This window comes from Luteibacter sp. 9135 (genome assembly GCF_000745005.1).
Classification (GTDB): domain Bacteria; phylum Pseudomonadota; class Gammaproteobacteria; order Xanthomonadales; family Rhodanobacteraceae; genus Luteibacter.
In genome coordinates this window covers 1,747,040-1,771,156 of the sequence record NZ_JQNB01000001.1, presented here as the reverse complement: position 1 = coordinate 1,771,156, position 24,117 = coordinate 1,747,040, and the positions used below count along the sequence as shown (strand labels likewise).

19 protein-coding genes are annotated in these 24,117 nt (G+C 63.5%); 8 read left to right on the top strand and 11 right to left on the bottom strand.

Annotated features, from left to right (window positions below; translation table 11 throughout):
* Positions 1-2: 2 nt before the first annotated feature.
* Positions 3-857, bottom strand: coding sequence for an STAS domain-containing protein (locus FA89_RS07495; protein ID WP_036139701.1), 855 nt, complete (start codon positions 855-857; stop codon positions 3-5).
* A gap of 141 nt (positions 858-998) precedes the next feature.
* Here FA89_RS07495 and FA89_RS07490 point away from each other — a divergent pair, with 141 nt between their 5' ends.
* A complete protein-coding gene (locus FA89_RS07490) occupies positions 999-1,349 on the top strand; it encodes a response regulator (RefSeq protein ID WP_036139699.1) in 351 nt (116 codons plus the stop codon).
* Positions 1,350-1,353: 4 nt separating this feature from the next.
* Here FA89_RS07490 and FA89_RS07485 read toward each other — a convergent pair whose 3' ends face one another.
* Both FA89_RS07485 and FA89_RS07480 read right to left on the bottom strand, forming a co-directional pair.
* A complete protein-coding gene (locus tag FA89_RS07485; RefSeq protein WP_036139697.1) occupies positions 1,354-1,737 on the bottom strand; it encodes a nuclear transport factor 2 family protein in 384 nt (127 codons plus the stop codon).
* The gene (locus FA89_RS07480) at positions 1,734-2,657 is read right to left on the bottom strand and encodes a LysR family transcriptional regulator (RefSeq protein ID WP_036139694.1); all 924 of its coding nucleotides are present in this window, start codon (positions 2,655-2,657) and stop codon (positions 1,734-1,736) included. Before FA89_RS07480 ends, FA89_RS07485 begins: the two co-directional genes overlap by 4 nt.
* Positions 2,658-2,768: 111 nt before the next feature.
* Between FA89_RS07480 and FA89_RS07475 the strand changes: the two genes are divergently transcribed.
* From FA89_RS07475 to FA89_RS07465, 3 genes are all read left to right on the top strand, one after another.
* Positions 2,769-3,833: an aldo/keto reductase gene (locus FA89_RS07475; protein ID WP_036139691.1), complete on the top strand. Its 1,065-nt coding sequence runs from the start codon at positions 2,769-2,771 to the stop codon at positions 3,831-3,833.
* 80 nt (positions 3,834-3,913) lie between these two features.
* Positions 3,914-5,287, top strand: a complete 1,374-nt coding sequence (gene cycA, locus FA89_RS07470) for a D-serine/D-alanine/glycine transporter (RefSeq protein ID WP_036139689.1) — start codon at positions 3,914-3,916, stop codon at positions 5,285-5,287.
* 121 nt (positions 5,288-5,408) lie between these two features.
* Complete coding sequence (locus tag FA89_RS07465) at positions 5,409-6,443, top strand: autotransporter outer membrane beta-barrel domain-containing protein (protein WP_036139686.1); 1,035 nt, start codon at positions 5,409-5,411, stop codon at positions 6,441-6,443.
* Between the two features lie 15 nt (positions 6,444-6,458).
* On the opposite strand, the gene FA89_RS19145 is transcribed toward FA89_RS07465, so the two are convergent.
* Positions 6,459-7,790, bottom strand: coding sequence for a lysozyme inhibitor LprI family protein (locus tag FA89_RS19145; protein WP_221174287.1), 1,332 nt, complete (start codon positions 7,788-7,790; stop codon positions 6,459-6,461).
* A gap of 257 nt (positions 7,791-8,047) precedes the next feature.
* Between FA89_RS19145 and FA89_RS19140 the strand changes: the two genes are divergently transcribed.
* Positions 8,048-8,677: a restriction endonuclease gene (locus FA89_RS19140; RefSeq protein ID WP_051938610.1), complete on the top strand. Its 630-nt coding sequence runs from the start codon at positions 8,048-8,050 to the stop codon at positions 8,675-8,677.
* A gap of 4 nt (positions 8,678-8,681) precedes the next feature.
* Here FA89_RS19140 and FA89_RS07450 read toward each other — a convergent pair whose 3' ends face one another.
* Positions 8,682-9,734, bottom strand: coding sequence for an autotransporter outer membrane beta-barrel domain-containing protein (locus FA89_RS07450; protein ID WP_036139684.1), 1,053 nt, complete (start codon positions 9,732-9,734; stop codon positions 8,682-8,684).
* Between the two features lie 122 nt (positions 9,735-9,856).
* Here FA89_RS07450 and FA89_RS07445 point away from each other — a divergent pair, with 122 nt between their 5' ends.
* Entirely contained in the window at positions 9,857-10,318 is a 462-nt protein-coding gene (locus FA89_RS07445) for a VOC family protein (RefSeq protein WP_036139682.1), read from the top strand.
* Between the two features lie 10 nt (positions 10,319-10,328).
* On the opposite strand, the gene yjjJ is transcribed toward FA89_RS07445, so the two are convergent.
* Complete coding sequence (yjjJ, locus tag FA89_RS07440; protein WP_036139679.1) at positions 10,329-11,696, bottom strand: type II toxin-antitoxin system HipA family toxin YjjJ; 1,368 nt, start codon at positions 11,694-11,696, stop codon at positions 10,329-10,331.
* Between the two features lie 326 nt (positions 11,697-12,022).
* Here yjjJ and FA89_RS19135 point away from each other — a divergent pair, with 326 nt between their 5' ends.
* On the top strand, positions 12,023-12,919 hold the full coding sequence (locus FA89_RS19135; protein WP_051938609.1) for a restriction endonuclease: 897 nt from the start codon (positions 12,023-12,025) through the stop codon (positions 12,917-12,919).
* Position 12,920: 1 nt separating this feature from the next.
* Here FA89_RS19135 and FA89_RS07430 read toward each other — a convergent pair whose 3' ends face one another.
* The 3 genes from FA89_RS07430 to FA89_RS07420 form a co-directional block, all read right to left on the bottom strand.
* Complete coding sequence (locus tag FA89_RS07430; protein WP_036139678.1) at positions 12,921-13,226, bottom strand: hypothetical protein; 306 nt, start codon at positions 13,224-13,226, stop codon at positions 12,921-12,923.
* Positions 13,227-13,767: 541 nt separating this feature from the next.
* Entirely contained in the window at positions 13,768-14,403 is a 636-nt protein-coding gene (locus FA89_RS07425) for a hypothetical protein (protein ID WP_036139676.1), read from the bottom strand.
* 139 nt (positions 14,404-14,542) lie between these two features.
* Complete coding sequence (locus tag FA89_RS07420) at positions 14,543-16,435, bottom strand: glycoside hydrolase family 76 protein (RefSeq protein ID WP_051938608.1); 1,893 nt, start codon at positions 16,433-16,435, stop codon at positions 14,543-14,545.
* A gap of 286 nt (positions 16,436-16,721) precedes the next feature.
* Between FA89_RS07420 and FA89_RS07415 the strand changes: the two genes are divergently transcribed.
* Positions 16,722-17,798, top strand: a complete 1,077-nt coding sequence (locus FA89_RS07415) for an FAD-dependent monooxygenase (RefSeq protein WP_036139674.1) — start codon at positions 16,722-16,724, stop codon at positions 17,796-17,798.
* A 376-nt stretch (positions 17,799-18,174) separates the two neighbouring features.
* On the opposite strand, the gene FA89_RS20130 is transcribed toward FA89_RS07415, so the two are convergent.
* Together FA89_RS20130 and FA89_RS07410 are read right to left on the bottom strand one after the other, a co-directional pair.
* Positions 18,175-18,699 carry a hypothetical protein gene (locus FA89_RS20130; RefSeq protein ID WP_185754274.1) on the bottom strand — a complete coding sequence of 175 codons (525 nt, stop codon included), beginning with the start codon at positions 18,697-18,699 and terminating at the stop codon, positions 18,175-18,177.
* Positions 18,700-18,719: 20 nt separating this feature from the next.
* Entirely contained in the window at positions 18,720-24,089 is a 5,370-nt protein-coding gene (locus FA89_RS07410; RefSeq protein WP_185754273.1) for an RHS repeat domain-containing protein, read from the bottom strand.
* Positions 24,090-24,117: the final 28 nt, after the last annotated feature.

The following is a 24,117-nucleotide window of genomic DNA, read 5'->3' as shown; positions in this document are numbered from 1 at the left end:
CGTCAGGCGGCCTTGGAGACGGTGACGCCCTGGCGCTTCAACGCGAGCGCAAGGGCGTCGGCGAGGTTGGCCTTGGTCACGATGCCCTGCAGGTCCAGGCCCAGGTGCACGATGGTCTGCGCGATCTGCGGGCGCACGCCGCTGATGATGGCGTCGGCACCCATGAGGCGGATCGCGGTGACCGTCTTGAGCAGGTGCTGGGCCACCAGCGTATCCACGGTGGGCACGCCGGTGATGTCGATGATGGCGATTTCCGAGCCGGTTTCCACGATGCGCTGCAGCAGCGACTCCATGACCACCTGGGTGCGCTGCGAATCCAGCGTGCCGATCATGGGCAGCGCCAACACGCCGTCCCACAGCTTCACCACCGGGGTGGAAAGCTCCAGCAGTTCTTCCTGTTGGCGGGCGATGACGTCCTCGCGCGACTTCTGGAAGGCGCGGATGGTGTGCATGCCCAGCGCGTCGATCAGCTCCGAAATAGCCCAAAGCTGGTTGCCCAGCTCGGCCGGGTCGGTGGCGTACTCGCGCTGCAGCAGATCGAACAACGGACGCTTGAGCGAGAAGATGAAGCTGGCCGTGCTCTGTGAGTCGAAACCCTGCATGGCGCGGCTGCGCGAGAGTTTCTCGAGGAACACCCGGGTTTCCGACCATTCCTGGTTGGCCAGCGTGGCGTCGCCCACATAAGCGCCGCTGACCAGCAGGCGCAGGAAGTCACGCGTCTGGGCGTCGAACTCGAGATGGTTGAGGCGGGAATCGCGCGACACGCCACTAGCGTCCAGGTTGACCTTCCAGCTGGCGAGGATATTCACCTCGTTGGAACGAATGGCTTCGACGGTCTGCTGGCTGAGTGCGGTCATGGTGATCCCCCTGTAAAGCTATATGATGCGTGGGCACAAGGCGCAATGGAATAGCACCCGGGCACCCCCTGACGTTGACAAGGCATTCACGCCAGAACCGGTATCTGCCTCGCCGTTCCTTCCTTCAAAAGTGCCTGCCCCATGACATCACAGCCCAAGCGTGTCGTTCTGCTCGTCGAGGACGATGACGCCATCCGCGAACTGACCGCGATGATCCTCGAGGGGGATTACGAGGTGCACACGGCGCGCAATGGCGACGAAGCCGAGGCTTGGCTGGAAACCCGCAAGGCCGACCTTCTGTTCACCGACGTGCGCATGCCGGGCACGGTCACGGGACAGGAGCTGGCCCGCCGACATAGCGACATGCCGATTCTGGTCACCTCCGGCGAGGCGAAGGAACAGCACGCCTGGGTGCAGGAGCCGATGGGCTACCTGGCCAAGCCGTACGACCGCAAATCCCTGCTGGCCGCCATCGAGCGTCTGGCCGCCTGATCGATCACCCGCGATCGATCACCCGGGCGATCCGGTTGTCACGGAAGACGAACTCCGACGTACCCTGCATCTCGATGATGGTGCCCGCGCCGGGACCGTCCGGGATGTCCTCGGCGATCTCGCCGTGGAAATCGATGGTGGCGACCACCGTATCGCCGTCGTCGCGCAGGTCCACCAGGGTCTGCTTGCGCGAGGCGAACAGCGCCGCCCCCACCCGCGCCAGTTTCTCGAAATCCGCCTTGCCGTCCGTGGCCACCGCCAGCTGGTCGGCCACGTGGTGCTCGAAGCGCACGTCGTCGGTGAGCGTCACCAGCATGCCCTCGACGTCGAAACGGTTATAGGCGTCGATGTACGCCCCGATCAGGGCCTGGTGGTAGTCGGCGGTCATGCGGTGGATCCTCGGGTGGCGTCGGGCGCGTGGCGCTCGCGAAAGAAGTCGATGAAGACGCGCAGCTTGCGCGGCATGTGCACGCGGCTGGGATAGTACACATGGAACGGCGCGTAGGTGGGCCAGCACGCCTCCAGCACCGGGACCAGACGACCCGCGGCCAGGTCGTCGCGCACCAGCGCCTCGAAGTGGCATCCGATGCCCACGCCGGCCAGCGCCGCCTTCAACAGCACCTCGCCGTCGTTGCTGACCATGGCCGGGCGGGTATCCCGCTCCACCATGCGGCCATCGTCCAGGAACTCCCACGACATCAGGCTGCGGTCGTTGGCCAGGCGGATGCTGGTGCAGCGATGCCCCGAAAGGTCGGCCAGGTCCACCGGCGTACCGTGCCGCGCCACGTAGCCGGGCGAGGCGAAGGTGGCCAGGCGCTGGGGTCCGCCCACCGGCACGGCCACGACGCCCTGCGCCAGGCTCTCGCCGATGCGGAAGCCGGCGTCGAAGCCGCCGTCCACCAGGTCGACGAAGGTGTTGTCGCAGTGCAGGTCCACCACCACGTCCGGATAGGCCACGACGAAGTCCGCCAGGTGCGGCAGCACGATCACTTCCGCGATCACCCGCGGCAGGTTGATCCTCAGCAGGCCGGCCGCCGATGCGCGTGATTCGTTCACCGACTCGACCGCCTGGGCCAGCGCCGCCAGCGCGGGTTGCGCATCGTCGAGGAAACGCCGGCCGATCTCGGTGATGCCGACCCGCCGCGTGGTGCGGTCGAGCAGGCGCACGCCCAGGCGACTTTCCAGGGCCCGCACCGTCTGCGACAGGGCCGAGGGCGACACACCCAGTTCAGCGGCCGCGCGGGTGAAGCTGGCATGGTGCGCGACGCGCGCGAAGGCGGCGATGGCGGGCAGCATTTCGGAAGACATCGCGCAGCCATTATGAAGCCGGGCTTCATAGCCTATGCCGCGCCGGCCGATTTATCCACGCCAGCCACACGCCTATCGTCCGGGTCTGTTTCCTCTCCACAGGACGGCACGATGAGCACGCGACTGAACGACTACCTCACCCTCGGCCGCTCCGGCCTGCGCGTCAGCCCAGTGTCGCTGGGCACGATGACCTTCGGCGACGACTGGGGCTGGGGTGCCGCCGAAGCGGAATCCCGCCGCATGCTGGATCTCTACATGGAGCGCGGCGGCAACTTCATCGACACCGCCAACTTCTATACCGGCGGCACGTCCGAGACCCTGCTGGGCACCTTCCTCGCCGGTCGCCGCGAACAGGCGGTGGTCGCCACCAAGTATTCGCTGGCGACGGAACCGGGCAACCCCAATGCCGGCGGCAACCACCGGCGCAACATGGTGCGCGCCGTGGAGGCCAGCCTGCGCCGGCTCGGCACCGACTACATCGACCTCTACTACCTGCACGTGTGGGATGGCCTGGTGCCGGTCGAGGAGGTGATGCGCGGCTTCGACGACCTGGTCAGCGCGGGCAAGATCGTCTACGCCGGCATCTCCGATACGCCCGCCTGGCAGGTGGCGCGCATGCAGACGCTGGCCGACCTGCGCGGTTGGGCACCGCTGGTCGCCCTGCAGATCGAGCACAGCCTGATCGAGCGGACCGTGGAGCACGATCTGCTACCCATGGCTCACGAACTGGGCCTGGGCGTACTGGCCTGGTCGCCCTTGGGCAGCGGCGTGCTCAGCGGCAAATACACCCGCGAGGACATTGCCCGGCACAAGGATGCCGACCCGTGGAACGGCACACGTGCGGCGGTGGCCGCCGGCATGGGCGCGCTCAGCGAGCACAACCTCGACATCGTCGATGTGCTGCGCGAGGTCGCCGAGGATGTGGGCCATTCGGTGCCGCAGACCGCCATTGCATGGTTGCTGGCCCGGCAGATGCCCACGGTCATCCCGATCATCGGCGCGCGCACGGCCGCCCAGTTCGAGGAGAACCTGGGCGCGCTGGAGGTCACCCTCTCCGAGGCGCACGTCCGACGCCTGGACGAGGCGAGCGCCATCGTTCCCGTCTTCCCGCACAGCTTCCTGCCGAAGGTGCTGCCGCAGGTGTTCGGCGGGCAAAGCATCACCCGGCCGCGCTGACCGACATTCGGGACGGAAGCGTTTGCGGGCCCGGGCGGTTCCCCGTATGTTCGTCGCTTCGTCCCGACCCGAGCACCCCGATGTCCCTTCCGCAGGAGCCGTCACCCGAGCACCTCAGGCGCAGCCTGTCCAACCGCCACCTGCAGCTGATCGCCATCGGCGGGGCCATCGGCACCGGGCTGTTCATGGGCTCGGGCAAGACGATCAGCCTGGCCGGGCCGTCCATCCTGTTCGTTTACCTGATCATCGGCGTGATGCTGTTCTTCGTCATGCGGGCGATGGGCGAGCTGCTGCTGTCCAACCTCGAGTACAAGTCGTTCATCGACTTCTGCACCGACCTGCTGGGGCCCTGGGCCGGATTCTATTGCGGGTGGACCTACTGGTTCTGCTGGATCATCACCGCCATCGCGGACGTGATCGCCATCTCCTCGTACGCGCAGTTCTGGTTTCCCGGGCTGGCCCCGTGGGTGCCGGCGGTGCTGTGCGTGCTACTGCTGCTGGTGCTCAACCTCACCACGGTGAAGCTGTTCGGCGAGCTGGAATTCTGGTTCGCGCTGATCAAGATCGTGGCGATCTGCGCGCTGATCGTCACCGGCTTCGGCATGATGGCCTGGGCGTTCACCTCGCCCGACGGGCACGTGGCCTCGCTGTCCAACCTGTGGGCGGACGGCGGCTTCTTCCCCATGGGCATCGGCGGGTTCTTCGCCGGCTTCCAGATCGCCGTGTTCGCCTTCGTCGGCATCGAGCTGGTCGGCACCACGGCCGCCGAGACGGCCGACCCGGAGCGCAACCTGCCCAAGGCGATCAACTCGATCCCCGTGCGCATCATCCTGTTCTATGTGCTGTCACTGGTGGTGATCATGTCGGTGACACCGTGGCGCCAGGTGGTGCCGGGCAAGAGCCCCTTCGTCGAGCTGTTCCTGCTGGCCGGCATCCCCGCCGCGGCCAGCCTGATCAACTTCGTGGTGCTCACCTCGGCCACCTCGTCGGCCAACAGCGGCATCTTCTCCACCAGCCGCATGCTGTTCGGCCTGGCCGAGGAAGGCCACGCGCCGTCCGCGTTCCGCCGGCTGTCCCGCGCCGCGGTGCCCTCGCGCGGCCTGCTGTTCTCGTGCATCTGCCTGCTCGGCGGCGCCATGCTGATCGCCGTGGTGCCTAATCTCGTCACCGCGTTCACGCTGGTCACGACGCTGGCGGCCATCCTCTTCATGTTCGTGTGGTCGCTGATCCTGGCGGCGTACATCGCCTACCGGCGCCAGCGTCCGGAGCTGCACGCCGTGTCGTCGTACAAGATGCCCGGCGGCGTGGCGATGTGCTGGGTGTGCCTGGCGTTCTTCGCCTTCGTGCTGGGCCTGCTGGCCCTGGAAAGCGACACCCGCCAGGCGCTCATCGCCAGCCCGGCCTGGTTCGCGCTGCTGGCGATCGGCTATGCGCTGCGCCGTCGCAAGGCGTAAACCCGCCGGCGCCTCACCTATGTGAAGGCCTTCACACGTGCTGGCACAGGCATTGCTGCGATCACCCCGGGGGCCGACGCGCGTCGGTTCCCCGTCGCCTCACCGGGGAAATCCAGCACCCATGCCGCCGTACCGTCACTGCGCGTCACGTCAGAAACTGCCCATCCTTGCCGCCCTCGGGGCCGGCACGGGGCTGCTCGTGTTTTCGTCGTCCTCCGCGGCGGCCATCGTGGACGGCAGCATGCTCACCTCCACGCGCACCGCCATGCTGGACGACGCCCGGCAGATCCGGGCGACCGTGCTGCGCCACTCGCTGGTGCAGGAAGAAGGCGGCACCCGGGACGACGGCCTGTGGACGTCCACCTGGGGCCACTGGGGCGACCACGATCGTAACGACGAAGCGGCACGCCTGCGCAGCAATGGCGGCGGCGTGCTCGGTGGTGTCGACCGCGACCTGGGCGAGGCCCACGTCGGCCTGATCGCCGGCGCGGGCACCCTCACGGCACGCACGCCGGGCGCCGACGTGCAGTCCAAAACCTCCATCGTCGGCGTGTATGCCGCGGGCACCCACGGTGCGTGGCACTGGCAGGGCGGCGTCAGCTATTCATGGAGCCAGTTGCAGAGCCACCGCCGCGCCAGCGTGGCCGGCCTGGGCATCGGCAACACCGCCTCCGCACGCTACGACAGCGGCGTTGCGCAGGCCTGGCTGGACGGCGGCTACCGCATCGGTTTCGGCCGCGGCTCGATCACCCCGTTCGTCAACCTCGCGCGGGCCCAGCTGCACCAGGATCCGATCCACGAGACCAACGACATCGCCGCGCTGCGCGTCGATGCCAACCGCGGCCATGTCGACATCGGCACGATCGGCGTGCGCGGTGCCATGCAATTCGCCGATGGCGTGGTGGGGCACGCCGGCGTCGGCGTGCAGCAGGCCTGGGGCGACGACGTGCGCCCCGTGGACACGCAGCGTTATGCCAGCGGTGGCGATCCGTTCCGCGCCATCGGCGTGCCAACCCCGCGCCACGCGGTGGTGGCCGATGTCGGTATCGCCTTCGCCACCAGCAAGGGCACTTCCGTGGACGCGAGCTACCGCGGCATGTTCGGCGGCGGCGCGAAGGACCAGGGCGTACGGATCAGCGTGACCGTGCGCTGGTAGCGGCGCATGTCAGCCTCAGTGTTCCTCCGGCGGCGGCACCGGCACCATCGACGAGAGCAGGAAGGCACCCCGCTTCACCTCGACATACACCGAGGCCACCGGCTCCAGCGCGTCGCCTTTCAGTCGCCAGGCCGAGACCATCCAGTCGTCGTTGACGCGCCAGCCGACGTGACCGTGGTCGATGTAACCCAGCAGGGTCTCGCCGCGGAAGGTCAGCGGGAAAACGTCGGCATCCTCGCTGTAGCCGGCCATCACGCCATCGGCGTAACCGCTGCCGAAGTCGGGAAGCTCGGGGGGCTCGCCGCCGTTCGACGTCGCCAGGGCCTTGCCGCCTTTCGCCGCGGCCACCAGCGCATCGTAGGTCACCTTGTCCTTGCCGGTGAGGTTGCGCGCCAGTGTGGCTGCCATCGGGCTGCGATCGTAGCGGGCGACCGCCGCCATGGCCGTCGTGGCGAAATCGTCGCACGGCGACTGCTTCGGTGCGCACGCACTGCCCTTGACCGAGAGGGTGTAATCGAAACGCGCGACCAGCCGCGCGTCCTTGCCAAATGCCTTGCCCTCCCAGCGCGCCGTCTGCAGGATCATTTCGTCCGGGGTCGGATAGGCCAGCCAAAGGGCGACGTAGTCGTCACCGATCTTCGCCAGGTCGTGCTGCGACATGCAGTCGCCGCTCCAGGACACCGGCGTCGGCACGGCGATCGCCTTTTTCCCGTCGATACGGAACGGCGTCTCGTCCCAGCAATGCATCGTGCCTTCCACGGCATACAGCGAACTCACCGGCGAGCCGGGCAGCTTGCGCCAGTACGTGGTGTTCGCGGAGGCCAGGGCGCCCGCGACGGTCTTGTCCGGCTGGAACGGAAAATCGCCCGGTTTTTCCACGTCGCCGTCTGTCGATCGCGTGATGGGCACACCGAGCTCGCCGAGCTGGTCGAGCACGTCACGCGATCCGTCCGATACCTTGCCCAACACCGTACGGATGCGATCCAGCGGCGCCGGTGCCGGCGTGTCCAGGCCCTTGAGCACGTCGATCCGTGCCCGGTAGCTCGCTACCGTCGCCGGCAACGGCTTGCCCGGCGCCATGCGCAGCTGCGACCACACGGCGGCATCGCGCTCGGCCAGCCAGTGGCGCTGGTCCAGTTTCAGGGCATCGGCCATGCCGGGATGCGCGGCGAGGGCCGCGCGGAACGCCTGGCCCAGTTCGCCATCCAGCGCGGACACCTTCGGCGAGGCGCAGATCGCTTTCTCGACCGGGGTACCGGCCTTGGCGCAGTCGAAGCCGGCAGCGTGTGCCAGCACCGGGGAGCACAAGAGCGCGGCAAGGGCGATCGATCGGGTCGGGGTCGGCACGGGAGGCATGTCCTCAAGAGGGAGTGGATGGCAAGACGTCCAAATCTACCGGCACCGTGTGAAGACGGGTTCACAACTGCGCCTACAAATGTAGGGGTTCGCCTACAGGAATTCCTGCAACAACCCGCTATATTCCACACCGTCCAGCGACGTGCCAAGGGGGTGCGCAACGCTCGGACGAGGGAAAGCACCATGGCAGTCCCGTACAGCGCCCACGTGCGCCCTTCCTTGCTGCGTGACCTCCCGGGAGACCGGCGATGAGGTTCACCAAGCCTGTGCGTTTTCGGCATGACGACGCGCTGACACGCATCCCGTGGGACGAGTTCGGGCGCCTGGTGGCCACGCACTACCGTGAGCAGGGCTACGTGGTGGAGCACACCGGCGGTCGCGCCGGCCGCCACCGCGCGGAAGACGCCATGGACCTGACCCTCACGCGCGGCGCCACTTCCATCATCGTCCAGTGCCGTCACTGGGTCGCCCAGCAGGTGCCGCACCAGGACGTTCGCCAGCTGGTCAACGCCATGCCGGCCACCGGTGCCAGCCAGGTCATCGCCATCACCTCCGGCGAGTTCAGCCGCTCGGCCGTGGAGTTCGCCGAACGCCTGCCCCACGTCACGCTGATCGATGGCATGCGCATCCGCGCCATCCTGGGCAAGGTGCCCGAACCGCCCCTGCCCGTGCTGCTGCCGGGTGGCGTGCCGCCCTGGGCCGAGGACGCGGATCACCTGCGCAGCCGTGCGCCCATGGTCGCCGCCGTGGGCGCGGTGATCGTCATGGGCCTGATGCTGTGCGTGATGTACGGCGTGTACATCCACGAGATCCAGCGCGCCCAGATGCAGTCGATGCAGGCCACCGCCACGCATGCGGCGACGGTGGCGATGCCCTGAGCGGTCAGAACACCCAGTTGAGCGCAAGGCGCGCCGACTGGTCCTTCGCCGCACTGGCGAACTGACCGTTCCACGACGCATCCACGGTCACCGTGGGCGTGGCCAGGAAGCGGATGCCCGCCACGCCGACGCCGGCGTTCTCCGCGATGGGTGTACCCAGCGACTCGATGGTGGTGCCGCCCGCGATGACGCGCTGGCGACTGGCGGGCTGCGTATCGCCCGCGGCATGCTGCCAACCCACGCTGCCGAATATCCCGAAGCGACCATCCTCGCCGAAGTCCTTGCGGCCGCGCAGGCCCAGCGTGCCGTAGGTCACGTCGCTCTTGTCGCTCATCACATGCAACGCCGCCACGCCGCCGCGCTCGTTCACCGAGCCCGTGCGCAACTGCTGCTGCGCCAGGCTGAGGAACGGCGCCAGCCCGCCGGTATCCCAGCGAAACTCATAGGCCGCCTCGACGAAACCCTGCAACGCCTGGCTCTTCATGCTGCCTGCCAGCCGGGCGGCCAGCGTACCCAGGTCCACCACCGTGCGATGCGTATCGACGTCGTAGCGCGTGTACAGCCCACCCGCCTGGATCAGCACGTTGCCGTACTGGCCGCCGCCGTAGATCGCGGCGGTCAGCGAGCGGCCACTGGCCGACTCGTCACGCGTATCCGCGGAGACACGACCGCCGCCCAGCGCAACACCGAGACGCGACTGTGCCCCCACGCCCATGTCGGCCCCCACCATCACGCCGCTGCCCTTGGTGTCCAGCCTGGCCGCGCTGCCGTCCTCGTCGTGGTGGCCGCGATGGCCCCACGCCGATGCCCACGTGGCCACGGCGTCTTCGGTCTGGTCGGCGTACTGCGTGATCAGGTGCTGGTTGATCGCCTCGCGCTGGTAGCGGCCATCATCGGCCAGTGCGCCGGGCAGGTTGGCGTGGATATCGCCGGAGAGCGGCGCCCCCGAGGCATCCTGCGCGAACGCGGGTGACAGGGAGACGCATAGGCTGGCGGCCAGCAGCGCCTGGCAAAGCCGCGGGGAGCCGGTCCCTGCGGGACGGTGAGTACGGTTCATTCGTTTTTTTCCACTGAATGCCTGGGCAGTAGCGCCGATGCAGGCGGCAATTATCGACGAAGTGAAGGGCGGGAAACGAGTGCTGCTACGATCTTCGTCATCGCAGCTGGGAAAAATTCGCCGTGGACACCAACGCAGGCGTTATCGCCGTCGACCATACGGGCTTCGTCGTGTCATCGCTGGACGACGCCATACGCTTCTGGACAGAGGCCCTCGGTTTCACGCTCGAGCGCCAGTCGGAGATGGGCGGCACGTTCCTGCATCAGGTCACAGGCGTCGATGACCCTCTCGTGCGCACGGCTATCGTCAGGGCACCGGGTGGTTACATGGTCGAGCTGCTGGCGTACTCGCAGGGTGCTCGCCATGGTTCGGCGCCGGAAAGTGCGGGGGCCATCGGTGCCGTGCACCTGGCACTGGCGGTGCGTGACATACATGCGGCGATCGCGCGTATCGAGGCGGCGGGGTGGATGGTCAAAGGGAGTCCTCAGGCGATTCCCGGTGGGCCGAGGCAAGGGACGCGGGTGGTGTATGTGTCGGGGCCGGACAAAATCACGTTGGAGTTGATGCAGTTGCCTGGCGGTTGACGGTACCGCGTCAGGCGAACCGCTCGATGGCTGCACGCACCGCGGCACCGTTTGCATCTGCGATGCGCCGGAAGGCGTCACTCACGCCCGCATGCTGGGCCACCCGTGCCCAGTACAGTTCGGCCCAGATCGCGGCACGATGCCAATAGGCCATATCACGCGGGGATGGCGTGGCAGGCGTGTAGTTACGCACGGGAATGGCGCCGTTTGCGGCGGGCTTGTAGAGCATTGGCAGCATGTCGTAACTGGGCGTCAACGTGAGTGGAAGGCTGTCATCGAGGAAGAACGACAGGTTGCCGAAGTGCATGTCGGTGTTGCCGATCATGCGCCCGAACCACCATCGCTGCCGCGCCTGGTCCAACGCAAACTCGTCGATCCAGTTACCACCATGCATACGCGTGGCCGCAGCAGCCCAATCGTCACGGATGCCGTCATGCGCATCACTCCATGCCGCCAGGCTTACGCAGCCGCGACGTCCGTACGCGCCCATGCGATCAAAGCGTGTGACCTCAAGGCATACCCTGCCCTGCGACTCGACCAGCTCGCTTGGCGCGCTTGCATGGCCGTGTTCAGACAGCACGTTGCCTGCCAGGTGTTCGCAGATCAGGAGATCCGCCCAGCGACGCGCCATGGGGCCACTGTCGACAGGCTCGCTGAATTTCACGATGACGTGTCGGATATGGCCTGCGGCGTCGATGACGGACGCGGTGAATTTGGGTTGTTCGCCGGCTGCCGATGATCCGACGACATCTCCCGCCAGCGCAGCTTCTGCCATCTCCCCATAGCGCAACGCACGGGTATTTTCCGGAAGCGCGTTTGGCTTGGCTTGCAAAGCCCGTTCGAGCGCATCGTCATCGAGCACGAAGTTGCCGGGCCCATCCTCTCCACGCAGCAGAAGCGCCGTGAGCACGGCATCGTCGTTCCAAAGCAGGACGTCCTGATGCAATCCCAGCTCACGATGCCATTGCTGAGCGAATTGGCGACCCAGAAAGCCCTGCGGTCGCTGGTCATCAAGGAACCAGGGGACGCCAGGAAACAGGCCTGCGGCAAACTCGTCTCTCAGCCAGGGACAAGACACACCGGACAACAAGCTACCCGCCCCATATAGCGTTGTCAGTTTACCGAACGAATGAGGACGCCCCTCTTGATCGATGCGAAAAAGCGGCCACTGGGAGCCGAGGCCGCGGACATTGCGAACCGCTGCGTATCGAGTCTGTCGGGCACGCCCAACGCGAACCACGTGCTCGGATACCGAAGTGAGGGCTCGAGACACCGTGGGCTGGCTTAGCCCGAGAATCCGACCTAACTCGCGAGCGGTAGTTGCACCCTCCTTACGGAGAATAGTCAGGAGTCGATCAGCGATAGCAGATGCAGGCATGAATGAATAGATACATGAATAGATTTATTTCGTCAAATATATTTATATTCAGTAACTTAAATCATCGATAGGTCAGCATGTGAATAGATACTGTAGCCAGTTGATCAGCCTCCGGGCGCACCATAAGTGCACGAGAACGTGCACCCACTGCCTGCCGTAAACGCACGCACAAGACGATTGTGAGTTTCGACAGTGCACGTAGAATCATTCTTCACCGCTCGGCTCATCCCTGCGGAACCCGCACACCGCGTATCAAGGGGAACACATGGCTTCGATCGTATCGGCGCAGATGCGCCCGGCCTGTGCGGCGTGCCCGGCGATCAGTCATGGGTAACCGCTGGAAGCCCGTGCGCTCACGGTGGGACGATTCGCTTACCCGGGTGGGTTGGGACGACTTCGAGCACCGTGTGGCGGAGTACTACCGCGGGCAAGGCTACCGCGTGGAGCACACCGGCACCGGGGCCACGCTGGGGATGAGCGACGGCGGCATCGACCTCAAGCTGTTCCGCGGCGGCGAGTACACCGTGGTGCAGTGCAAGCACTGGAACACCGGTCAGGTGCCGCATAACGCCGTGCACGAATTGATCGGCGTCATGCATACCCAGGGTGCACAGCGCGCCGTCCTTATATCGTCCGGTGAGTTCACCAATCATGCGATGCGCTCGGCGGAGAAGTACATGCCGATCCAGCTGATCGGCGGCGCCGAGATCCGCGCCATGCTGGGTCCGATCCCGGAGATGGATATGCCCTATTCCTCGGCCCGGGACGAGATGCCCAGTTGGGTGGTGGAAAGGCGCCACCGGCGAAGGAGGCATCCGGCCTCGGCGAAGTCCATTGCCGCCAGACTTGTGGCTTTCGCCGCGATGGTGTTGATCTTCTGCTTTTATATCCCGCACGTGTTCAGCAACATGTCCGTCGAAATCCTCCGCGCGAACTCGCAGAACGCGGCTAACGCCCGGGCGAATGCGCGCGACGTTCAGGCATGCCCCGCAGCGCCCTACTCCGATTACTACGCGTCGCACGCGGTAGCACCGGCGCCTTATGCCGCAAGGAATGCGAGCAACACCGCCAACGCGCACGCACCCATCACCACGACCGATGGTAACCCCCGGGCTACGGGATCGACGCCAACCACCAAAGCCGAGCTCTCGGCATGGCAGGCGGAGAACGCAAAGGCGATGAAGATCCTGGAGAAGACGACGCCGGAACTGGGGTCGAACTAAGCTAGCGTCCCGTTCCGTCACCCAGCTCGCATCCTCTCTGGGCCTGCTCCCAACACACCCGCACATGCGCCTGTGCCGCGCACTGCACGCCCATGTTCGTCAGTGCGCCAATGGCTTCCAGACCCAAGGCCATGCGCTTGCAATCCACGGTATCGGCCTCGTGGATCAGGTCGGCCAGCAGTCCGGTCAGCCCGCGCGCAAACTGCAGCCATTCGGTAGCTTCGTTCAACAGCGCATGGGCGGTCGCTTCCGGGTCGGCGTGGTAGCACATCCGGTCCGGTGTCGGATGCTCGTTCGAAGTAGTCATCGCATTCTCCTTTCGACCGTCGTTCGCGATTCCAGGTGCGGCACACCGTGGGAACGCGGTGTGCCGCGGATCATGCGGATTCGCGGGTTCACGGCTGCCCGTGGCCGGGCGCCGGACGGTGTGATTGACGACGTGTGTAGCGGCGCTCGCCTTTCTGCCGCTCACGCAACAACGTGCCGCGTGATTCGGCAGGGAAAAATCTCAACTCCGACGGCAGGCGCCGCGGTTCTTCAACCGTATCTGCGAGGGATGCAGACCGCCCGGTAACCGGTGGGGGTGTCGCCGGGGGGATTCGGCGGGCGAGCGAGTACCGTATGATCGGTGTTAGCCATGATCAACTCTCGTTTAGTTGGCTATGGTCAGCGGTCCAGGGGTGTTGGTAGCACCCTTGGGCCGCGCTTCACCGCTTGATGCGGTGGTCGCCTGCGGTGCGTGTGGAACCCGGCGCAGGCGACGTGACGAACGTAACAAATCAACTTGCGGTTGTCTGTAGTCGCGGGGATGAGAAAGCGGGCCATTTCGTCCGGGATGCCGTTCCGTTTTAGTTCGGAGACGTCCAACCCGAGGCCTTCTTCACCGCCGCCTCGACCTTGTCGTAATACGCCATCGCCGTTTTCTGCACTGCCTCCGGCAATGCCTTGAAGTTGTCGCCCGGCACACGCGTGATCTCGTCTCCCGGTTGCCGGGGAAGGCTTCCCCGGATCACGTACTTCGTGTCCTTGTAGACAGTGATCAGTTTCACCGTGGCCGGATCGAGGCCGTCGCAATCGATCCAGTACGGCACCACCACCAAGGCATTGCCGTCACCCGCGTCGATCACATCGACCAGTGACGTCAGTGGCTGGATGCCGCAGAGCGGGCTGCCGTTGGTGTCCTTGATCTCCCACTTGGCAAGATAGCCGCCGTGGTCTTCGATGAAGCCGTAGGCATGCAGCGAGACGTAGCTTTTGCCGTCGATTGTCGGACCGTTGCGGTTACCGCCGAAGGCCAGCATGCGCAGATTGTTATAGGCATCCGGATAAGCCAGCGCCTTGAGCATCTGGCTGCCGTTGTCGTAGTAGCTGGCGACGTCATCGCGCTGCTCGCCCGTGAGGGGTGATACGCCGAGGTCGCGGGCCGTGGCGGCCTGGGCGATGAGGCAGGTGAGAAGCGTCGCGAGCGGAACAGGGAAGCGCATCGTGCCTGGACTCGGTCGGGGTGGTAGCACGAACGATATCCGATCCCTCCGGCTTTATCCGCCCGGCGTCCTGCCCATGGCCGCAACATAGGAAGGCACCTCCGCCGCTGCTCACGCAGGGGCGGAGGTGCCCGTACCGCTACTGCACGATCGTGGCCGCCACGTGGTACACGCGCCCGCCCCACCCATCATTGGGGAAAGAGTCCGACACCTTGAGATAGATCGGCCGTGAGCCGTTGCTGGCCTGGCCCAGGTACGGGGTCAGGTCGATGCTGTGGTCGGCCTTGTTGGAGCCGTCGGTGATCGGGCGGTCTTCCTGCAACACGGTGGTCCAGTGCGCGTTGTCGAGGCTGACCTGCACCAGGTACTCGGCATCGATGGTCAGGGTGACGTGGGCGGACGTGGTATCGGCCGGGAACGGGAACCGATAGGTGAAGTGCGCATTGCCGTCGGCGAAGCGGTTCTGCACGCCGTTGCTCTGCGAGCCGCCGGCATCGACCAGCCAAGGATTCTCATCTACCGTCCCGGTGTCGAAGTCGATCGCGTGCGCCACCAGCACGTCGGCCTGCGTACTGAAGCCCAGGCCGGCGGCCGCGACATTGGCGGTGACGGCATGGTGTCCGTCGGTCGCCGTCGCCGGCACCGTGAGCTGCAAGGGAACGTTGCCGTACACGGGCGTTGCGTTGCCGCGGGGGTGCAGGGGGAGACGGGCGGCGCGTGGCGTGGTGCGCCATCCTGCGGGGGTGTCGATTACCGTCAACGCCTGCACAGGCAGCACGCCGGTGGCGGAGATGCCAAGATCGAGCGCGACCGAGGTGACGCCCGACGCCGAGGGCATGATGACCGGCTGCGCCGGCGACAGCGTGGCCGCCAGCGATTCGTGCGGTGGCGTGGCGGGGATATCGCCGACCAAGGCACTGAGGGCGCTGGCCTGCGTGCGCCAGTCGAATACATTGGGATGGCTATCACTGGTGGCGCCGGACCAGCGGGTGCCCAGACGTCCGGCGGCGTCGCGATCGTTGTCCCACACGCTCTTGGCCTGTCGATCGAGGAAGGCCGCGTAGCGGCGGTCGTGGGTGGTGTCGACCAGGTCCGTCCAGTAGCGGGTGAAGATGCCCTTGAACTGCTTGCCGTTGTCGTCACAGGTCTGGTCGGACGCGTCGCAGCGTTCGGACAGGATGCCATCGGTGACCAGACCGTTCGGGCCGATGGCGGCGTCCGCGAGGCGGCGCACGCTAACGAGGATGGCGGGGTCGCCGGTGGCGCGCCACAGTTCCAGGCCGCCACCGATCAGCATGCCCTGGTTGTAGCTCCACACGGCCTGGCCGTTGTTGGTGCAGGCGTTGGTGAGGCCGTCGTTGACCAGGCCATCGGCGTTGACCATGCCGCTGCCCTGGAACCATGACCACGCGGCGCGCGAGCGGCCCAGCCACAGCGTGTCGCCGGGGAGGCGGTTATGCAGCTCGGCCGTGAGACGAATCCACAGGCCGTTGGTCACGGCATTCTTATAAGTGCGCTCGCCATCCCACCAGACGCCACCGCCACAGGTGGAGGTATCCCAGTAGCCGTTGACGTAGTCGGCAATGGTGACCGCCATGTCTAGGTACTTGGGATCGTGGGTCAGGTCGTAGGCCTGCAGCCAGGTGAGACCCCACCACTCGGAGTCATCGATGGCGCGGCTGGTGAAGTTGCCCAGCAGCGGATCGCCCGAGAGCACGCCGGCGGGGAACGCACCCTTGTCCTTCTCGAAGGTGTTGTCCAGTTGGCCGAGGTAGCGACGGTCACCGGTGCGTTGCATGTAGTCGCCGATGGTCTGCAGGGCGACGGCGGAGTTCCACCAACTGGCGGGGAACCAGGCTTTGCCGGGGTCGTACGAGGCCATCAGTACGTCTGCCGCTACGCGGGCACGGGCGACGGCGGTGCGGCCATCCCACTGGGGATCGGCCAGGTGGGGACGATCGGTGGCCGAGGTGGGAGAAACGACGGCCAAGGCCGTCAGGCTGGCGGCTGCCAGCAGGGTATGCACTCGCATGATGAGAAACGCTCCTCTGGATACCCACGAAGGGCCATGGAGGCTCCCCTCCCCCACACCCCGCTCAACGCCGGACCGTGGGCGGTGATCCGGCGGGACAGGTGCACGCAAGGGCCGTTCGTCTGAAGCGTGGAGCGGTGGACGGCGGTTGCGAGTCTGGGGAGTGTTGCAGGGTTGGGGTGGTGGGGAGTGAGAACTGGGTCAAGGGGAGCGATGACGCCTGGGGCTTGCGCCGGGCTGCCTAAGGGGATCACATACCAGCCACTAGCCGACCACGAGTGATGACATGGCACAGGGTAAAAGCGTTTTGATCTCGGGGGCGAGCTTCGCCGGGCTGGCGACGGCCTACTGGATGCGGCGCCTCGGTTATGACGTGACGGTTGTGGAAGCGGCGCCGGCTCTCAAGCGCGGAGGGACGCCGGTCAATATTAAGGACGCTACCGTCGACGTGGTGCGTCGTATGGGGCTGTTCGAGCAGATCGAGTCACATCGCATCATCAAGACGCTGACGGCGTTTTCTGGGCCGGAGCATGTGGAGGCGAGGTTTCGGGACGAGAAGGACGGCGAAGGTATGCCGGGTGATGTCGATTACGAGATCGAGCGGGATGTGTTGCTTCGGCTGATGTACGACACGGTTGAGGACCACGTCGAGTTTGTATTCAACGACGGTATTCGGTCGATGCGGGAGGACGACGCGGGTATGTCGGTGTCGTTTGAGAGGGGTTCCGACCGTCGGTTCGACCTGGTGTTTGGCTGTGATGGCATCCATTCCAACGTGCGTAGCCTTTGGTTTGGTCCCGAAAAAGACTATGCGCATTTCCTTGGGGCGTATGGGGCGGTCACGATCCTCGACAGGCTTTTGCTGCCGGAAGGCACGTCGAATATGTTCGGGGAGGATGGTCGGTTCGTTTCCGTGAATACGTACAACGGGAAGACCGACATCATTCTGTTGTTCGCTTCGGCAGATGAGCTGGATGTGGATTGGCGTGACAAGGATAGTCAGCGGCGCATTGTGCTGGATCGGTTTGCCACGATGGAGGGGCCTATCACTGCGCTGCTTGCGGAAGTGGAGCGGGCGGAGAATTTTTACTTTGGGCCTATTACGCAGATCTTGATGCCCGCCTGGACGAAAGGACGGGTGGCGCTTGTTGGGGATGCGGGGTATTGCGCGTCGCCGGCGGCGGGGAAAGGCGGGTCGCTGGCGTTGGATGGGGCGGCCGCTTTGGCGGATGCTTTTGAGCAGCATGGTGGCGAGTATGCGGCGGCATTCGCGGCGTACGACGCGGGGTTTCGGCCGTATCTTGAGGACGTGCAGGCTGGGGCTGTGGGGTTCTGTCGGCAGGTGCTTGGGGCGGGCGGATGACGCAACCGTACCGAAGGTCATCAGCTTCAATTATTTGTGAACACCAATAATTGCGGCAAAGGACTTAGCGCACCGACCGAAATTCACACAATCAGATCGGCTTCTAACCGAATAACCGCACCGCAGCTGGGCACCATGCAGCCTGGTCACCATATGCCACGACCATTTAACTGCAGTCACGCGAACGACAAGCTGCCGCTCCCCTTGAAGGGAGCGTCCTACACACGTCCACTAAACCTTTTAGTGGAAGAAGATAACTGAAGCACGGGACAAGCCGGATATCATCACGCGACCTACTTGTGCGTACGGACAGCACGCATACTGGGAAGATTAGATACGCCATTTTTAAACTACTTCCGACCCACTCTTCCAGCACTCAGCTCCAGGCAGCCGCTCCTTTCTTGGGGCTAGGCAGTCTATCCAACGTGACCAGCTTATTGACATCCCAGGCTGTAATCGGAATTGCCCGCTTCGACACCTCTGCGTCAATTCGTGCAACCAACATCTCGACATCATCGATCATTGTCATGACTCGAACCCCTCCGAAGATCGCACGATTGCCTACACGGAGATGGTAGTTGCCTACGGATCGATCCGCTGCGGAAAGATCGCCGCAGCGTACGCTTGTGATCTTGTCCCATGAGACAAATCCGTTTGGCACACCGAAGAACGATCTACCAATACCTTCAGAAGAAACCACGACATCTTGATAGGCGAACATCGGGAACGTCACAAATGCAATGACAAAAGGAATACCCACCAAGAAATAGATCAGATCGCCGGAAGTGAATACTATAGCTGCCCTGAAAAAGGCATAAGCCGCCATGGCGAATACAGCTGCCGAAAGTAGCAAGGCTAGTAACGGGAGCTTCCCATATTTGAAGGTAATTTTTTCAGGCATGTACTTTGAGAACCTGTTCGCTAAAAATTCATACTAGCCCATGGGAAGTGATTATCTGGCGGGGGAGGCGCCTGCGGCTCGGACTCGGCGCAATCACCAAGTGGATCCAGCACGCCTCCGATGCCACCGATGACTCCAGATAGACCACCGAACACGCTTTCGCCCGCGAGCCCAAGGCCAATATCCCCTGCCGCGGCAACGCCTGCCTCGCCTGACATCAGCGGAGCCAGAGCACCAAGAGTTGCACCGTAGCCAGCCCTTTTCATCGCCGGTTTATTCGCTGAGAGATTACCGGCAATGGTTCCGGCGGCCCCTGAGAGAGCACCATAAGCCGCAGTGGCGCCGCCGCGCGCGAGTGCTGCGCCAATGGACCCAGCGATGCTGTTACCGATGGCCCCCGCTGCAGGGCCAATCAGTCCACCCAGCGCACCCGTAACTGTGCCCGCCAGAGCACCCGCCGCTGCTCCGCGCCAACCGTCGGAGATATAGCCCGTCACACCGCCAATTAGGCCACCAACGATCGCCCCTACAAGACAGGTCGGGCAGTGCCCGCTAGGATCAGTATACGTGGTGGGTGCGCTTCCGACATATTGATAGTTATTGAGCTGCCCGGACAAAAGGCCTAGCGAATCCTCGCTCAGGAATCGTCCCTCAGATGGCACGTAGTATCGGGATCGGTAATAGTAGAGATCGTCATCATCGAGTTCACGACCGGTATATAAATAGCGGTTTTCTGTCGAGGTTCCAATGCCCTGAGTTTTGCCGTACGCGTCATAGCCATAGCGAGTGCTTACGCGACCCTGACTGTCAGTCAATGCGACCGATGACCCGAGTGCATCTGCCAAGTAATACTCGGAAGTGCTTCCATCAGTTCGAGAGAGCTTCTCGTCAACTGAATCGCCAGTAATAAGCAAGAATGTCTTACCACCGACCGTCTCCGCCACTTCGGAAAGTCCGTCGTAGCGATAGATCTTGGTAACGTCCGACGTCTTCGTGATACGTCGGCCCAAAGCGTCGTAGCCGAACGCAAGCAGATCGCTTCCGCCGGAACTGACCTTGACGAGCTGGTTTCGAGCATTCCATGTAAACGTTCGCGCACCGTCAGATGTCAGGTTTCCATTTTCGTCGTACGCATACGAAGCGGCATTGCCAACTGTCACCCTGTTCGCCAGATCAAATTGATGATCGGACGCCGTCGCCCCCGGCAGAATCATCGTACCCACGTTCCCACCCTGCACCAGACGACGCCCCACAGAATCGTAACTGTATGAGGACTCACTCAGTACGGTATTCGACGAGTCACGGTAACTGAGGTCCACTAATGAACCCGCGGCATCATATGAATATCGGGCGGAAACACCGTTCGGGAACGACAACGACGACCTTCTACCTGATATGTCATAGTCGAATCGATAGGCCCCTTGCCCGTTACGGATAGCTAGAAGTCGATTGCCTGCATCATAATCGTACGCAAGCGATTGACCATCGCTTGTCGACATGCCAGTTCGCCGACCAGCGAAGTCGTAAGTGTAAGAAATGCTGCCTTGCGGAGTCGTCTCCGAAGAAACGTGATCGTACAAATCGTACGCCCAGGCAAGTCGTCCGCCGCTGGTATCCAGAGCCTCAACCGGCCTGTTATTAGTTCCATATGTGTACGAGATACCCGAACCGTCCGCAAACGTCTTCAGCGTCGGAAGGTCCAACTCGTTGTAGGTAATGGTGGTCACCTGCCTTTTTCGATCTTCGAAGGACGTCAGATTGCCTTTGGCGTCATAGCCAAACTTCTCCTCGCGCCCGAGCGCATCCGCTGATGATACGCGATGACCCATGTTGTCAAAGTCGAACGTCAACTCAGAGCCGTTTGGCAAACTTGCCTTGATTAGATCTCCCATGGAGTCATAGTCAAAGTGCGACATTTTCCCGTCGCCATCGACAAGTGAGATGATGCGGTCGTTCGAGTCGAAAGCGGATTGAGTGACTGATCCATCCGCCGCAATGGTAGCCACGCGGCGGCCGACGACGTCATAGACAAAATGGGTGACCGAACCGAGAGGGTCTGTGATGGAGATTAAGTCACCACCGCTGTATCCGAGTTGGTACGTGCTCCCCGCATCGTTGGAAACACTTGTTAGCCGCCCCGCCCCGTTGCATGTGAAGTGTACCGAACGCCCTGTCGCATCAGTTAGAATCGATGCGCAAGCCCCCTCGTAAGCCACCTCGGTTTTGTTGCCCAAAGCGTCGGTCATGGACGCGATGCGCGCATCGTTTGTGTAGGTATAGCGAACCGTGGATTCGTCGGACGTTCCAGCCATGCGAGTGACGGCCGTCACGTTTCCGTTCGTATCGTATTGATAATTGGTTTTCCGCCCGGCGATGTCAGTTCGGGAGAGAACTTGCCCAGCAGCGGATCGTTCAGTTCTTCTCGTCTGAGCCAGTGGCGTTCCATAGGCCAACGTCTCAGCGATGGGATAGCCGCTGACCGGATCGAATTCCGTACGTTCCTTGTGCCCATTTTGATCGGTGACCGTCGCAGCCATGATGCTGTTATCGGCACCGCCCCTTTCGTAAGCGATGCTTGTGGAAGATCCGTCCGTATAAACCTGACCCGTTACGACGCCGCTAACCTTCGTTTCAAACTGATTCGTAAACTGGACGGTTCCGCTTCTGTCCTTGATCGATTCGATCAGCCATGCCTGCACGCCGTCGACCATCCGGTGCGTGTATTCCTCTGAGGTCCCATCGGGATATGTGACTCGCTTTAGCATCCACCCGTCGAGCGCCGACTGCGTCCCGGAAAACGATGCGTATTCGTAATGAACGGTGCGACCCAATTGATCGGATACTTTTCCTATAACGTTATTACTGGTGAATCCGATATCGATCGTTCGTCCGTTGGGCGACACTATCTGGGAAAGCAGGCCCCCGTTGTACAAATATTGCGTGACATTTCCGGCGCGATCTACGCGGCGATAGAGATTGTTAGGCGCGTGCCTGTTGAACCAGTACTGGCTGCCGTCCTTGAGCGTAACGATCCAGTGGGCGCCTTCAGCGGTAGAGTCGTTGAGAAACTGGAGCGTCGCCCCGTAAAACACCGACTGCGTATCGCTGTGGCGCCAGACCGTCCCCACAAGCGGCCAAACAGCCTGCCCACTAACAAGGTGAAACTCGATTGCCTCACCGCAAGCCAAAACGAGCCGCGGGGTATCGAAACCCTGCTGAGCAGAAAGCGTAAGGTTAAGCGCAGTGCCTGTACCACGACCGAACGGCGAACCCACGGCTGCCAGATTTGTCGCCGTTCTGTCGATACTCAAGGGCATGACATCCGCAACCGAAAGGTCCTGCCAACGCTTCAAAAACTGACCTGTTTTCAAATCAACAGGATCGGCTGCGCATTTGTTATTGGGCTTCTTACCGTTGTCTTCCTGGGGCGGATTCGTCGATGCGCCAGCGCCGAGCGCCCAGACCAACCGTGTTTCTTTGTCGGCGACCAGCTGACTCGCGTCCCCGGACACATGCCCCGTGCCATACATATCCCAGCCCTTCTCAGCCGAGTAGACCCAGAAGTCCGCCTTATCCGCTGGCTTTTGCTTGCCGTAGTTCGGATACACCACCTGGATACCTTTCGCAGCCTCCGGCGTCATACCCTGCACCACTGCATCGCCCGGCTGGATAGTGAAGTACATCGGGAAGTTATCGGGCAATGGAAACGGCGCATGATCGACGGGCGTCGGCACGATCGCGATCTCGTTGAGCACCTTACCGTCCCGGTCCTTGAAAACGGCACCGGCAGGGATACGTAGCTCCAGGCCCGGCATGTCCGGGTGTGTCAGCACCGTTTCACGCGTGGTCGGCGAGGGCAGCGCGATCTTGTCGCGATCCAGCACCCGCGGCAGGTACATCACGAATGGCATGTGGTTAACCGTCGACGCCGTAACATCGGCACCCACGATAAAGCGGCCGTATTCCGTGTTCGCTGAGCCCGCTGGGCGACCGTCCACGAACAGCTCACGGCGACCCGCGAGCACATGCTGCAGGACGAACACGCCTTGTCCATCCGTTCGTACTTTTTGCCCGTCGACGCTAATCTCAACATTGGCAATCGGCGACTCGTCGATCTGACGAACCTGTCCGATCAAAGCCGTGCTTCCCTTGGGTAAGTCGGCCTCGAGCTGCTTTGTGTCGGGAAGCATCTGGCGATCCCTGTAGAGGCGCCAGTGTCCGCCATCGCTGGTAGCAACATTGTCTTGGCCGGGGTAGAACGCCCCGTCCTTGACCTGGCCCTTGTCGCGGCAAAGATGGAAGGCATCAACCGGCTTGCAGGGCGCGACCTTGCCGGCACCAGCCATGACGAAGATCGGCGGCTGAGCCGAATCTGGAGCCGTGGTACCGGGCTGATGGCCTTCGCCAGCCAGGACTACACCACCACGAGCGGCCTTGGTCGTAAAGCCAATCGCCTCATAAGGCACTACATCGCCCTTGGCGGTATGCAGCCCCTGGACGAAGATCGTGTAGCGGGCTGACGGGTAAAGTTCATCCGGCAGCTGGACAAAGACCAGCCTGCCCCCTTCGGTGCCAATTACACGGGTCTTCACTACGCCACTGGGACCCAATAGCGACACGGTTCCACCCAACCCGGCAACGTCGACGGGCTCGCTGAAGCGTAGGGCGAGCGGCCCAATGGGCGAGGCACCGCTTTTGTCTTTCGTGGGAAGCGAAGCAACGACGCCATGCGGCTTAACCGCAGTAATGGCCTCCGAACGACCAAACAGCCACGCCTCATTAATCGGTCGGCCGATCTCGTCGACTCCGCCCACAATCTGCAGCGTGCCGTCAGCCAGCAACGACGCTACCGACTTCATGCGTACATGGGCCGGATCGCCAGCCAGCAGATCCAGATGACGATCCAACGGACGCCACAGCGCCACATCATGCGCCGGCACGTTACCCACGCCCCAACCACCGGTCATCGCCAACGTACCGTCTGACAACACGTTAAGCGTATGTGCCGCTCGCGGCGGCAGACCTAGGCGTCCCGTCGTCACCAACGCACCTGTCGACGGCTCGAACCACTCCCCTGTCTCCACCAGCCGACCTTCGTCATCGATACCGCCCCAGACCAGCACCTGACCGGTGGGCATCACGGTAAGCGACGCGAATCGGCGCGGCGACGACAAGGCAATCCGCTTACCCGCTAGCGAAAGCGCTCCGTCGCGCAGAGACAAAGTCCGCCCGTCGGATAGCGTCACGTCCGAGCGATCCAGTGAACTACCCAAGGGAAACGGCGTCGGCATCGAGGCAGGCGCCTCGACCGTGAAGCGATGCGCTACCGCGAGCGTCAGCGCGCTGAGAGCCACGACCGAGCCAACAGCCCATATGCTCGACTTTTCCATGCGAATCCCCTTCATTCCCTTCTCATTC